The sequence below is a fragment of the Ruminococcus sp. D54t1_190329_F1 genome (assembly GCF_015551645.1).
Classification (GTDB): Bacteria; Bacillota; Clostridia; order Lachnospirales; family Lachnospiraceae; genus Blautia_A; species Blautia_A faecis.
Window position 1 is genome coordinate 136,364 of the sequence record NZ_JADNDC010000005.1, and the last position, 12,866, is coordinate 149,229.

13 protein-coding genes, 1 tRNA gene, 1 rRNA gene and 2 pseudogenes are annotated in these 12,866 nt (G+C 42.6%); 6 read left to right on the forward strand and 11 right to left on the reverse strand.

Features of this window, described 5'->3' with window-relative positions; genetic code table 11:
- Positions 1 to 48: 48 nt before the first annotated feature.
- From eno to I2D69_RS03560, 3 genes are all read right to left on the reverse strand, one after another.
- Positions 49 to 1,368 (reverse strand): phosphopyruvate hydratase, encoded by a 1,320-nt coding sequence (gene eno / locus I2D69_RS03550; RefSeq protein ID WP_173716366.1) that lies wholly within the window; start codon positions 1,366 to 1,368, stop codon positions 49 to 51.
- A 90-nt stretch (positions 1,369 to 1,458) separates the two neighbouring features.
- Positions 1,459 to 1,875 carry an amino acid-binding protein gene (locus tag I2D69_RS03555; RefSeq protein ID WP_173719544.1) on the reverse strand — a complete coding sequence of 139 codons (417 nt, stop codon included), beginning with the start codon at positions 1,873 to 1,875 and terminating at the stop codon, positions 1,459 to 1,461.
- 153 nt (positions 1,876 to 2,028) lie between these two features.
- Positions 2,029 to 3,129, reverse strand: coding sequence for an aminopeptidase P family protein (locus tag I2D69_RS03560; RefSeq protein WP_226815543.1), 1,101 nt, complete (start codon positions 3,127 to 3,129; stop codon positions 2,029 to 2,031).
- 602 nt (positions 3,130 to 3,731) lie between these two features.
- Between I2D69_RS03560 and I2D69_RS03565 the strand changes: the two genes are divergently transcribed.
- Entirely contained in the window at positions 3,732 to 4,622 is an 891-nt protein-coding gene (locus I2D69_RS03565; RefSeq protein ID WP_195379410.1) for a polysaccharide deacetylase family protein, read from the forward strand.
- Between the two features lie 40 nt (positions 4,623 to 4,662).
- Here the strand turns inward: I2D69_RS03565 and I2D69_RS03570 are convergent, their stop codons facing one another.
- Together I2D69_RS03570 and I2D69_RS20735 are read right to left on the reverse strand one after the other, a co-directional pair.
- Positions 4,663 to 5,532: a DegV family protein gene (locus I2D69_RS03570; protein WP_195379411.1), complete on the reverse strand. Its 870-nt coding sequence runs from the start codon at positions 5,530 to 5,532 to the stop codon at positions 4,663 to 4,665.
- 75 nt (positions 5,533 to 5,607) lie between these two features.
- Complete coding sequence (locus I2D69_RS20735; protein ID WP_308768487.1) at positions 5,608 to 5,790, reverse strand: DUF6783 domain-containing protein; 183 nt, start codon at positions 5,788 to 5,790, stop codon at positions 5,608 to 5,610.
- Between I2D69_RS20735 and I2D69_RS20740 the strand changes: the two genes are divergently transcribed.
- Positions 5,710 to 5,916, forward strand: coding sequence for a DUF6783 domain-containing protein (locus tag I2D69_RS20740; RefSeq protein ID WP_308768488.1), 207 nt, complete (start codon positions 5,710 to 5,712; stop codon positions 5,914 to 5,916). The genes I2D69_RS20735 and I2D69_RS20740 overlap by 81 nt on opposite strands.
- On the opposite strand, the gene I2D69_RS03575 is transcribed toward I2D69_RS20740, so the two are convergent.
- The 4 genes and pseudogenes from I2D69_RS03575 to I2D69_RS20745 all read right to left on the reverse strand — a co-directional run bounded on the left by I2D69_RS03575 (position 5,819) and on the right by I2D69_RS20745 (position 8,865).
- Positions 5,819 to 6,607, reverse strand: a complete 789-nt coding sequence (locus I2D69_RS03575; RefSeq protein WP_173769377.1) for a LytTR family DNA-binding domain-containing protein — start codon at positions 6,605 to 6,607, stop codon at positions 5,819 to 5,821. The genes I2D69_RS20740 and I2D69_RS03575 overlap by 98 nt on opposite strands.
- A 12-nt stretch (positions 6,608 to 6,619) precedes the next feature.
- A complete protein-coding gene (locus tag I2D69_RS03580) occupies positions 6,620 to 7,240 on the reverse strand; it encodes a response regulator transcription factor (protein WP_173719541.1) in 621 nt (206 codons plus the stop codon).
- Between the two features lie 97 nt (positions 7,241 to 7,337).
- On the reverse strand, positions 7,338 to 8,414 hold the full coding sequence (locus tag I2D69_RS03585) for a histidine kinase (protein ID WP_195379412.1): 1,077 nt from the start codon (positions 8,412 to 8,414) through the stop codon (positions 7,338 to 7,340).
- Between the two features lie 304 nt (positions 8,415 to 8,718).
- Positions 8,719 to 8,865, reverse strand: a pseudogene (locus I2D69_RS20745) (DUF6783 domain-containing protein).
- Here I2D69_RS20745 and I2D69_RS20750 point away from each other — a divergent pair.
- The 4 genes and pseudogenes from I2D69_RS20750 to I2D69_RS03600 all read left to right on the forward strand — a co-directional run.
- Positions 8,803 to 9,009: pseudogene (locus I2D69_RS20750) on the forward strand (DUF6783 domain-containing protein); the annotation flags it as partial. The pseudogenes I2D69_RS20745 and I2D69_RS20750 overlap by 63 nt on opposite strands.
- Positions 8,945 to 9,886 (forward strand): ABC transporter ATP-binding protein, encoded by a 942-nt coding sequence (locus I2D69_RS03590; protein WP_330589390.1) that lies wholly within the window; start codon positions 8,945 to 8,947, stop codon positions 9,884 to 9,886. The pseudogene I2D69_RS20750 and the gene I2D69_RS03590, both read left to right, overlap by 65 nt.
- Before the next feature lie 11 nt (positions 9,887 to 9,897).
- Positions 9,898 to 11,022 carry an ABC transporter permease gene (locus I2D69_RS03595; RefSeq protein ID WP_173716370.1) on the forward strand — a complete coding sequence of 375 codons (1,125 nt, stop codon included), beginning with the start codon at positions 9,898 to 9,900 and terminating at the stop codon, positions 11,020 to 11,022.
- The gene (locus I2D69_RS03600) at positions 11,009 to 12,157 is read left to right on the forward strand and encodes an ABC transporter permease (protein ID WP_173719540.1); all 1,149 of its coding nucleotides are present in this window, start codon (positions 11,009 to 11,011) and stop codon (positions 12,155 to 12,157) included. Before I2D69_RS03595 ends, I2D69_RS03600 begins: the two co-directional genes overlap by 14 nt.
- Positions 12,158 to 12,524: 367 nt before the next feature.
- On the opposite strand, the gene I2D69_RS03605 is transcribed toward I2D69_RS03600, so the two are convergent.
- Both I2D69_RS03605 and I2D69_RS03610 read right to left on the reverse strand, forming a co-directional pair.
- Positions 12,525 to 12,595: transfer RNA gene (locus tag I2D69_RS03605), tRNA-Trp, on the reverse strand.
- A 145-nt stretch (positions 12,596 to 12,740) separates the two neighbouring features.
- Positions 12,741 to 12,866 (reverse strand): 23S ribosomal RNA (locus tag I2D69_RS03610); the annotation flags it as partial.

Sequence of the window (12,866 nt, forward strand, 5' to 3'; positions counted from 1 at the left end):
CCTTTTTATCTTGAATTTGGACAAATTACGCTATCGTTTTTTTCAGGGTCAGGCAAACGGATTCTCATACATCGACAGTCTGCCAAGCTGCTCATGGATTCTCAGAAGCTGATTATACTTGGCATTTCTATCTGAACGACATGGTGCACCAGTCTTGATCTGCCCCGCACCAGTTGCCACTGCAAGATCTGCAATAAAGGAATCCTCCGTTTCACCGGAGCGGTGGGAAATAACAGAGCGATAACCCGCCCGTGCAGCCAGTTCTACTGCCTCCAGAGACTCTGTCAGGGTTCCGATCTGATTTACCTTGATCAGGATTGCATTTGCTGTTCCAAGCTTTATTCCACAGGACAGCCGTTTGATATTTGTCACAAAAAGGTCATCCCCAACCAGCTGTACACGGCTTCCAAGCCGCTCCGTCATAGCTTTCCAGCCCTCCCAGTCATCCTCCTGCAGTCCGTCCTCGATAGAAACAACAGGAAATTCATCCAACAGATTTTCGTAATAACGGATCATTTCATTAGAATCCCGGATTACTTCTTTTCCAGTCATCTTACTCTCCCCAGGAAAATAGTAACCATCTTTTTCTCCGTCATATAATTCACTGGCTGCCGCATCAATGGCAATGCCAATATCTTTTCCCGGCTCATATCCGGCGTTCTTCACAGCCTCAAGGATCAATTCCAGAATCTCCCTGGAATCCTTCAGATCCGGTGCAAAACCACCCTCATCGCCCACTGCTGTAGACAGATTTTTCTTTTTTAAAAGAATCCTCAGTGACTGATAAATCTCCACACACATGCGGATTCCCTCTGAAAAACAGGAAGCCCCAACTGGCATGATCATAAACTCCTGAAGATCCACTGTATTGTCCGCATGCCGCCCGCCATTCAAAATATTCATCATTGGTACTGGCATCCTGTTCGCATGACAGCCTCCGATATACTGATAAAGCGGAATCCGAAGTGCCATAGCGGCTGCCCTCGCCACCGCCATAGAAACACCAAGAGTGGCATTCGCCCCAAGATTGCTTTTATTGTCCGTACCATCTGTCTGGATCAGAAGAGAATCAATATAGGTCTGATCCAGTGCATTTTCTCCCAGAATTGCCTCCGAGATTTTCGTGTTTACATTATCCACTGCTTTTTGTACACTAAGACCTTTATAATTTCCTTTATCGCCGTCTCTTAGCTCCAGTGCTTCGAATTTTCCTGTGGACGCGCCGGATGGAACTGCTGCACGGCCTGTATATCCATTGATTCCAATAACGCCTTCTCCAACTGTCACTTCTACCTCCACAGTAGGATTACCTCTGGAATCCAGAATTTGTCTTGCGTGAATCTTCCGAATAGGCAAATACCGTAACATTTCCTTACCTCCTAAAGATTGATAACGGTAGTTTTTCCAACTATTCAGAGTTCTATGCAGGATTTCAGATTCTGTTTCTGCCTGAAGTGCTCAATGAACCTCAGAAATGGAATTAAATCCCTTATTTCTCAGACATGCCTCCACCTCACTGATATCCGGTACGTGTAGAACCATGATCGGAAGTCCGGTAGCACGGTTGAAAGACAGATACAGATAATCAATATTGATGTTGCTCTCCTGGAGACTGAGAAGCAGTTTGTTCAGATTACCAACCTCATCCTTTACCTCGATTCCAAGAACATCACTAAGCTTACAGATAAAACCAGCCTTTGTCAGCGCTTCTAACGCCTGCTCAGGTTTGGAAACAACCATACGTATAATTCCATATTCAGCACTGTCATTGGTAACAGAACCAAGGATATTAATATCCTCCTCCAGGAGGATTCCAGTCACCCGCTGCATTTTTCCTTTGATATTTTCCGCAAAAATCGATAATTGTTTCAGCATTTTCTTATTCCTTTCCATATTTCAATAACAATATTAACATTTTAATCATAAAAGAAACTAAGATGCCACTCGGGCAGATAATTTTCTTTCACAAAACAGACATTTCGCCTGTCGGCAACATTACTATCTATTCACTATATATAAATCAGCTCTTTATTTCTCAACAGGAACCTCAATCAGTTCCTTAGGAGAATGTGCCAGATTGCGGCAGCCGTCTTCCGTTACCACTACCATATCCTCAATACGAACCCCTCCGAAACCAGGTACATAAATACCAGGTTCAACTGTCTCGATCATATTGGCTTTCAGAATGGTATCGTCAGAGGGAGAGAGGCGCGGACTTTCATGGATGAAAAGACCTACACTGTGACCAAGTCCGTGACCAAAACAGTCACCATAACCAGCCTCTGTAATAATATCTCTCGCAACCTTATCCACACTCGCTCCGCTTACACCAGCCTTTACTGCTGCAAGACCGGCCAGCTGTGCTTTTAATACAACATTGTAAATTTCTTTCTGTTTATCGCTTGCTTTTCCGAGGACAAAGGTACGTGTCATATCGGAGCAGTATCCCTTGTATTTACAGCCAAAATCACAGGTAACAAAATCCCCTTCCTCCAGCTTCTTATATCCTGGAATTGCGTGAGGCATGGAAGAATTCAGACCGGAAGCGATGATCGTGTTAAAGCTTAAATCCTCTGCTCCCTCTTTTTTCATCAGGTATTCCAGTTCTGCCGCAGCTTCCAGCTCTGTCATTCCTGGTTTCACGATTTTCAAAAATTCTGCAAATGCTTTGTCCCCGATTTCTTCGGCTCTTGCCAGATACTCCAGTTCTTCCTCAGTCTTAACCTGGCGAAGATCATCGATTCTGCTGCCAAGAGGTATCCATGTCTGAACCGGCAGTTCCTTTCTGAGCTTATCAAAATCACAGCAAAGCATGGACTGATCCTCATATCCCATATGGAAATCGCCACTTACATTCTCCTTCTCCATGCACTCCTTCAGAATCGTCTGACGGTTATGCCCACGGCACTCTTCGATTACTGTGAAATCGCTCTCCTTACCGGCCTGCTCCGTATAACGGGAATCTGTGATCAGCACCTTCTGGGCTGCTGAAATATATAAAGCGCCCTCGCCGCCACGAAAACCGCTTACATGTCGCATGTTATACGGATCTGTGATCACAAGGGCATTCAGTTTCAATTCATCAAGAATTGCATTTAACATCTTCGCTTCCTCCTCATCTTCTGTCATACAGCTTCCCAGCACTTTATCACGTTGAAAAGCCATATTCTTTATAGTTTCATCATACCACATTATACGCGGAAATATTGTCTGAATTTTCAATTATTTTCGCATATATAAACTTTTTATTTTATATAAAATAATATTTTTTCAAATTATTCATTGACAAACTGGAAGTAATCTGTTATAGTAAGTTCATAAAACAAAAGGAACTTAAAAATAAAAACAAAAAGGAGTGAGACCACCGAAAACATAAGTTCATTACTTATAATCTAAGAAAGAGAGGTACGGACCACCAGAAGCATAACGAAACATCTTAATTTTTAACACTTTAAGAAAAGCGAGGTACAGTCCACCAAGAACGTAAGCCTTAATTCCAATTGTTTTAAACGCATAATATATTCGGAAAGAGAGGTACATTCCATTGGATATGGATCAGATTTAAGCCACCAGTAAACGTCGATGCTGGTGGCTTAATTAATGCCTGAATTTTCCTTTCATTTTCAGGCAGCTGCCTTGCCCTTATTCGCATGATTTTTCAAACACGCTCTGGCATAAAGCTTTTATTTTCTCATATATCTGTAAAAAAATACCCGTGAGGTTTTCTCTTCATGAAATTTCCCATTTTTTCTTTTCCAGCACTGAAGGAAAAATTCTCTTCGCATATTTCCTCTTTTTGCTCGAAAAATCGCCCTGCGATCAAAGACTTTCTCCACTACGCCGGCGTTCCTCTTCTCTTCGCCCTATCCTTTCTGGCTGGTTCTGCCGCCCGGGTGATCGTCCAACATTTTTCGCCCCCGGAAGCAGTCGCTACTTCATCAGACTGCGCAAGCTGGGGACTCAGTTTCCAGGAAGAAGGAAAACGTCCTGTAGGAAATGCTTCCATCCAAGATCTTGCTTCCTATAACGCCTACTTTGCAAAGGATACCCAGGAGAAAATACTCTATCTTACTTTTGACTGTGGCTATGAAAATGGCAATACACCGCTGCTTCTTAATGCATTGAAAAAACACAATGTAAAAGCAACTTTTTTCGTTGTTGGAAATTTCATAAGAGATAATGGAGATCTGATAAAAGAAATGGTTCAGGAAGGACATATTGTAGGAAATCATACCCTCTCTCACCCGGATATGTCCGGGATTTCTTCTCTGAATGATTTCAGGAAACAGCTGGAGGGCGTGGAAAATCTATATAAAGAAACGACCGGAGAATCCATGACGAAATTCTACCGGCCGCCTCAGGGAATTTACAGTACAGCAAATCTGTCCATGGCAAAGGAACTGGGGTATAAAACCTTCTTCTGGAGTCTTGCCTACGTGGACTGGTATCAGGATAAACAGCCAACCAGAGAGGAAGCCTTCGATAAGCTTCTCACACGAATCCACCCAGGGGCAATTGTCCTGCTGCACAATACTTCTTCCACAAATGGACAGATTCTGGATGAACTGCTGACCAAATGGAAAGAAATGGGATATACATTTGGAACGCTCAATGATTTCTGAATTTTTGCTATCCTGGAGCGTGTCTGAAAAAAGGCTTTCGTTATCTGTTATTTCCAAAATAAATAACCGCCTGTACTCCAGGACCAGTATGAATTCCAATAATCGGGCTCATTGGCATAATAATAACCTGAGCCTGTGGTACAGCTTCCAGGATAGCAGCCTTCTCTTTCTCAGCCTGCTCAGCAGCATCACCGTGACAGATAAATACATAAGGATGCTCCTCATTTAATCCGGAGCTGATATACTTGGAAACGATCGTATTCATAGCAGCCTTGGAGCCACGTACCTTCTCCGGGATTGCCAGAGTTCCATCCTCCACAATACGAAGAATCGGTTTAATCTTCAGCTTACCGCCGATCCAGGCGATTGTGGGGGAAATACGTCCGCCGCGTTTCAGAAAATCAAGATCATCTACTGTAAACCAATGGCAGATGTAGAGGCGATTCTCCTCTAGCCATGAAGTATTCTCCTCCAGGGACATTCCCTTATTCTGATTTTCTGCTGCCAGGATCACCAGGATTCCCTGTCCTCCTGTCGCGGCAAGAGAATCCACGCAGGAAATCTTACGCTCCGGGTACGCTTCCATTAGATCAGCAGCTGCAATGCGAGAGCTCTGCCATGTAGAAGTCAGTCCTCCAGAAAGGGAAATATAAAGAATATCCTTGCCCTCTTTCAGAAACGGTTCAAAACAATCGGTATATGTAGCCGGGGAAATCTGGGAAGTACTTCCGGTTCCACCTGCACGAAGCTTGTCATAAAAATCCCTGCTGTCCCAGTTTCCCGGATTCCTGTGCGGACACCCCTCTCCGTTTAACTGGTATACCATAGGAATCAGATGAATCTGACCCTTATCTAAAATGTCTGCCGGAATATCTGCAGATGTATCTGTTATGATCACATAATCACTCATACTTGGTTCTCCTCATTTAATTGGCAATTCCTTATACCGTAATCGGTTAAGTGCTCCCATTATAGCATACTTCTTTTATGACGTGTGTGTTTTTTTACATTTTTGGTACTTTTGTAACGTTTTCCACAGAGCATGTTGGAAAAGCATTCCCGCGATCTGCACGCCCCACTTTGCGATATATTTCGTCCGAATTCGGTTGCCGTAGCCCGCTACGGCGCCCTCATCCTGGCAAAATTTCCCACAAATTGTGACGCACATCTTGCAGAAAGCCTTTTTCAGATACGCTCTAACGGGCTACAATTATTTTTTGCAGCGTCTTTTTTACTGCCGTATACTTTTTTTCCGGAACTGGAAGTTCCCGTCCTCCTGTTACAGTCATTTTAAATCTGCGGATAGAATGGACATGTGCCGGGTTTACCATGTAACTCTCGTGGCACTTCAGAAACAGGTTCCCATAACGTTTTTCCAGAGTTTTCAGGCTTTCTGTAGACTCAAACTCCTGATCCAGAGTATGGATCACCGTATGATTGCCGAGACTTTCCACATAGATCACACGCGACCAATTCAGATAAAGAATGGACTTATCAATTCCTTTCACGTAAATCCGCTCTGATCTGGTCTCTCCTGTAAGGACAAACTTACGATAATTCTCATCATAATGTACCGGATAAATACCATCCCTCTCATCATACTGAATTGCATTTGAAATAAAAATCACACGTATCTTCGGCACACCTTTTTGCTCCACCCAGGTAAACTGCATACGCTGATTTACCCGACTTGCACTGTTGTCCGGCCAGATCGTATCTACCAGCATAAAAGTCATGATCTCTGCCACCGTACTGCTTGTAGTGGCAAGCGGCAGCACCGTCAGATTATTCAGAGAAAACTTCAGTTCGTGTTTCTCAGCGTGAAAAGCATCTACCAGATTTTTTCTTCCGCGGATCACCTGCTTGTCTGCAGGTCCTATCCAAAGAACATCCTCATGACAAGAGTTCAAAAAAGGCTCTATCTCATTGTTATAATATAAATTCAAAAGCTCTGCTGTCCGGTCTCCAATTTTCTGTATGTTCATCTTCTGTCGCTCCTATTTATGCTGGTAATAAAAAACTGCCACCTGTGTACGGTCACGCAACTGCAGTTTTTCCAGAATCATGCTCAGATAATTCCGCACGGTTCCTTCACTCAGGAAAAGCTCTGCCGCAATCTCCTTATTGCTGTATCCATTTGCGATCAGCTCTATCATCTCAAATTCTCTCTCATTAATGTCATATTTTCCATAATCAAACTTCCTTTCTCCCTGCAAAAGGTCTGGAATCCTGGAAACTATTTCTGTCCCAAATACTGTCTGCCCACAGTAAACCGCCCGAAGTGCAGGCAGAATACTGCCGTAATCCTGCTTCAGAAGATATCCCTTTGCACCAAGACGCAGGGCTTTTACTATGTATTCGTCATCGGAAAAAGTGGTAAGAAGCAGAATATTTGCCTTTGGATACCTGGACAAAATACTCCGGGATGCTTCCAGACCGTCCATTTTCTCCATTCGAATATCCATAAGGAGCACATCCGGCTCATACCTTTCATAAAGCTCACAGGCCTCTTTTCCGTCTGCTCCAGTCGCTAACACTTCCACATCCTCATTCACTTCCAGAATGGTTTTCAAAGCACCCGCCACCAGGCAGTCATCGTCTACAATTATTATTTTCATTTCTTACTCCTGCTTTTCTTTCATTTCCGGAATACATTCAAAAAATATTTTTCATAATCTGTATGCCCGCTTTACTGTATCTTTATCGGAATCCACCTCAACCACATTTGGGTATTGTAATAAAAATCCGGAATCCCTTATCCGTAAAAATCTGTATGGTTCCACCCAGGGCATTTACCCTTTCTTTCATATTTACAATTCCAATACCGGATTTTTCCGGATCATAAAAAGTATTTGTCCCATTATCCTCTATACAAAGCTGGTACAGTCCCGGATGCTCCCGAAGGATCAGCTGCACCTTCGTGGCGTTGCTGTGCTTCATAATATTTGCGAAGGCCTCTTTGGTAATACTGATAAAACAGTATTTCACCTCCCTTGGAACCTCTCTTGTCATATCATAAACCATCTGCACCGAACAAAATGTAAACTCATGAACCAGGCTCTTTTCCACTTCTTCTAAATTTACTGCTTCATCGTGAAGGTCATGGACACTATTTCTGATGCTGTTCATAGCATGGTTCAGGGAATCCTCCAGATTTTTCAGTATGGCGGTCATCCCGGGATCTTTATTTATGGTCTTTGCAGCCCCTACCATAAGGATTGAACGTGAAAGTACATGTCCCACATTATCGTGGATTTCCCTGGCGATCCGGTTTCGTTCCTTTAAGGTAGCATTATAGATCTCATAATCCTGTTTTTCCTGCAAAGCTTTATTTTTCTGAGACAAAAGCAGGTTTCGCTCCTTGGAATCATCCTGGATCCTTCGCAGCTTCTCTTCCAGAATCTGACTCTTTGCAGTATTTCTCTCCATAAAAAACGCCAGTAAAAATCCAAATACACCGGTCATTGCAAAAAAGCCCATGTTTTCCCTGCTTTCAGGTATTTTCCAGAGAAAAAACATCACTGCTACTGCTGCCAGCCCCCTCATTTTTTCATGAAAAAGCAGATAAAAAAGACATGGATAAAAGATAAAGGTCTCTGGAACAGCCAGTCCCAGAAATCCGAACAAAATGTAAAGGATTAGCTGCAATGCCTTCTTTCTCACCGCATATCCACAACAGATCACACTTACACAGCTCAAAAAAGCGATCAGAAAGCCCGCCCCTGGCGGCAGAAAAAAAAGTGACAGAAAGCTATAAAATACCAGCAATCCACAGTCCCAAAAGTGCCCCACTCTGCCACCTTCTTTCTCATTTTTTCCAAATACTGCTGTTCACTCTGTAACCGGTAATTTTCAAATATTTAACCTGTTTTTTTACATATATGCCTTACAGACATTTCCCTTATTATAGTATAACTGACCTTGCGCTGTAAAGAAGGTTCTGCGCTTTATGACATTACGTTTTACTAGTACATCGAATATTAAATTTCGATATACTAGTAATGTTCCGCGAAGTGTTTTTGTGAATGAAGCAAACTGTGATTTTATGACATTTGTCATGTGAAGGCCGTGACATCTGACACTTGGCGATTTTCCCTTATTCCGTTATACTAAAGTGTGTTTGAAAAAGCATTCCTGCAATCTGCACGCTCCACTTTGCGGTATATTTCGCCCGAATTCAGTTGCCGTAGCCCGCTACGGCGCTCTCATTCAGGCAAAATCTCCCACAAATAGTGACGTACATCTTGCCGAAAGACTTTTTCAAACACGCTCTAAACTTATGATACAGCTACTATACGGGGAAAACCCGAAGGAGGAAAAGCGTGTCCACAAACATTGTTCAAATAGAAAATCTGGTAAAAAGATATGGGGACCTGGTGGCACTTGATCACCTGAACCTGAGTATTTCGGAAGGAGAGATTTTTGGTCTTCTTGGTCCCAACGGCTCCGGAAAGACTACCGCTATCAATTGTATGCTTTCTCTTCTCAAATACGATAAAGGCAGCATTCATATTTTCGGAGAAGAAATGCGTCCTGACAATTACAAAGTAAAACAGCAGATTGGAATCGTGCTGCAGAATGTGGCTGTTTTTGACGAACTGACTGTCTATGAAAACATTGATTATTTCTGTGGGCTTTATGTCCCGGATAAGAGGAAAAGAAAAGAACTGGTGGAAGAAGCCATTACCTTTACCGATCTTAACGATTACCGGAAAATGCGTCCAAAGAAGCTCTCAGGCGGTCTTCTCCGCCGACTGAATATTGCTTGCGGAATTGCTCATAAGCCTCGCCTGATCATTATGGATGAGCCAACGGTAGCCGTTGACCCCCAGAGCCGGAACAAAATCCTGGAAGGCATTCAGAAGCTGAATGAACAGGGTTCCACCATCATTTACACTTCCCATTATATGGAAGAAGTGGAGCAGATCTGTACACGGATCGCAATTATGGATCACGGTCATGTGATTGCCTCCGGCACCAAAGAGGATCTGAAAAAAATGATCAAAACCGGCGAGACCATTACTATTGAGGCCATTCCTCTTACCTCGGAGAATCTGGCTGACATCCGGACTCTTCCCCACGTCTTTGACCTGCATTACGAGGAACAGATTCTCACTGTACGGTGCACAGGTGCCCGCCACAACCTGATCCGGCTTCTCAATTACCTGCAGAGCCAGGATATTTCCTTTGGTCAGGTTTCCTCTGAGCTACCTACTTTAAATGACGTATTCCTAGAAATCACAGGGAAACAGCTGCGAGATTAAGGAGGACTGCCATGCTGCATTTGATCAAATATAATCTTCTTGTAAAGCTGAAAAATTTTGCCACCACTTTCTGGCCGCTTATTTTTCCAATTCTTCTTGGAACTATGTTCTATTTTGCTTTTGGAAATATTGATGATGCTGATTTCGAGACTGTACAGGTTGGAATCGTAAAAGAGGAAGGCGCTGATACGTTGTTTCTTATGTTTCTGGATCAAATTGAAAACAACGGAAATCATCTGATTGCTGCTCAGGAATTATCTGAATCAGCTGCACTTACCAAGCTGGAAAATGAAGAAATTTCCGGTATCTATCAAGTGGGAAGCTCCTCTTCTCTTACAGTAGCTTCCAACGGAATCCCCCAGAGCATCCTTCAGTCCATTTTGTCCGGCTACGAAACCGGAAAAAGCACCATCCGCACTATAGTCCGCACACATCCATCCGGTCTGTGGGACGGAATACGGCAGATGCTAAATCAACAGGAAACACTTACTGAAGTTTCACTTGGCGGACAGACTATTAACGGAAGTGCACAGTTTTTCTATGCATTGATTGCAATGACCTGCCTCTATGGCTGTTTTATCGGATTTGGCTCTGCCATAACTCTTCAAGCCAATCTCACAGCACTTGCCGCACGACGCTGCGTTACTCCAACGCATAAACTGAAGCTGATTCTTTCAGAGCAGATTGCTTCTTTTTTGCTTGGCTATTTCGATGTGATCGTGTTGCTGATCTATCTTCGCTATATTTTAAAGCTGGATTTTCAGGGAAAAATCGGATCCATGCTGCTTATTTCTTTTTTCGGATCCCTGATCGGGGTTTCTATTGGAATTTTTGTAGGTAGTCTTGGAAAAATGAAAGAAGGGGGAAAGATTGGTATTATTCTTGGTTTTTCCATGGTCTGCAGCTTTTTATCAGGACTTATGAACAATACCATGAAGGATCTGGTAGAAAAAAATATGCCTGTTATTAACCGGATCAATCCGGCAGCACTTATTTCTGATGCTTTTTACTGCATCAATGTGTATGACGATATGAGCCGCTATTACCGCAACCTGTTCACTCTTGCAGTGATGAGCATAATATTAGTGACTGCTTCATTTTTACTGATCCGGAGGGAAAGCTATGATAGTATTTAAATGTTACATGAAAATTTTAAGACAGAATGTGACGCTGGTCATTATATATCTTGGTATTTTCTTTTCTGTGGCTCTTGTCATGCAGATGGCCGCTGGAAAAAGTGAAGACAGCCTTTATGCAAATACCAGCATTGATATTGGAGTGGTAAAGGAAGATCAAGGCGTTCTGGCTCAGGGATTTGTGGATTATCTTAACACGATTCACAATGTAATTCCTATGAAAAATAATCCGGAAGTACTTCAGGAAAATCTCTTTTACCGTAATGTGGAGTATATTGTGCAGATTCCTGATGACTTTTACGAGGCTTGCATTCAAGGAAATCAGCCACTGAAGGTCACCAAGGTTCCAGGATCCTACAGCTCCTATTATGTTGACCAGCAGATCAGCAGTTATATCAGTACCATCCGGACTTATGTTGCTGCCGGTTTTTCCCAGGAGGAAGCCGTTCAGGCAGTAAAAACCGAAGTTCATAAACCGGTCACCAAGATTTCCTCTGATTCTGCAAGCAGTGATCTGGTTCCTTACACTTATTATTTTCGTTATATTCCTTATCTTTTTCTGGGAGCTCTTTGCTATACCATGGGATATATTCTTATGGCCTTCAAAAAGGGAGATATCCAGAAACGGATGGAAGCCTCTGCTATTTCAGTGAGGCGTCAGTCCCTCCAGGGATTGCTGGCAATGGGAGTGATCGGTGCCATTCTGTGGCTTCTTGGAATCCTGGGAGTGGTGCTGATGTATGGAAATACCTTTTTGAATTCTGAACTTTGTGGCTATTATATTGCAAATACATTGCTTATGTTAGTAGTTTCACTGTCACTCTCTTACCTGATTGGAATGTTTATTCCCAACAGCAATATTTTAAGCGGCGTAGCCAATATTGTTTCTCTTTCCATGTGCTTTCTCTGTGGTGTCTTCGTCCCTATGAACATAATGGACAAATCTGTTCTGAAAGTCGCCAAGTTTCTGCCAGTGTACTGGTATGAACAGGTAAATGAAATTCTAAGCCGGCATCATTCCCTGACACCGGAGCTTCTTGGAAAGGTACATCTTGATATGGGAATCGAGGTGCTGTTTGCAGTTGTGTTTGTGTGTCTGATTCTGGCAGTTTCAAGGTATCGAAAAGAGGGGTGATTCCCTCTTTTCTGCACAGCCAAAATTTTTAAGGTTAATAACCTATTTATTATTTTTATAAAACAAATATGATTCACAGAACTATCCACAAGCAATCAGACCATTTACGTTATAATCTTCTTAGCAGCAAACGTAAGTCAGCTGAAATTATCACTTCTCAAGTAGAATATAATATATTCTACACATGATTCTACTATTTTATCAATAAATCAATAGAAATGAATTAAGAACAAGTCAAACAGGTCATATCTTTTTAAAAACTAGGAATCATTCCTAGTTGACATCATAGGTGACATCGTTAGAAAATTCCACGAAATAGAAAATGCCGGAAACCCAGTAAAATCAAGGCTTCCGGCGATCAAGAGAGCAGGGGATGAGAGAATCGAACTCCCACCAAAGGTTTTGGAGACCCCTATCATACCATTTGACCAATCCCCTATTTTATGAAGAAAAGTGACTATTACTAGTCACGTCTCTTTGAAAGGTTCTGTACCTTCAAAACTACATACATGTTACATCCTAATGGAATCATTTTACCTCTGCGTGAGTCTGGTAGCCACTTTATAACTGCCTTTCTCATTTCTTGGTCAAGCCCTCACCCTATTAGTAACAGTCAGCTCCGTGCATTACTGCACTTCCACCCCTGCCCTATCTACCTCGTCGTCTTCAAGGGGGTTTACTTCTTTCGAATGGGACATCTCATCTTGAG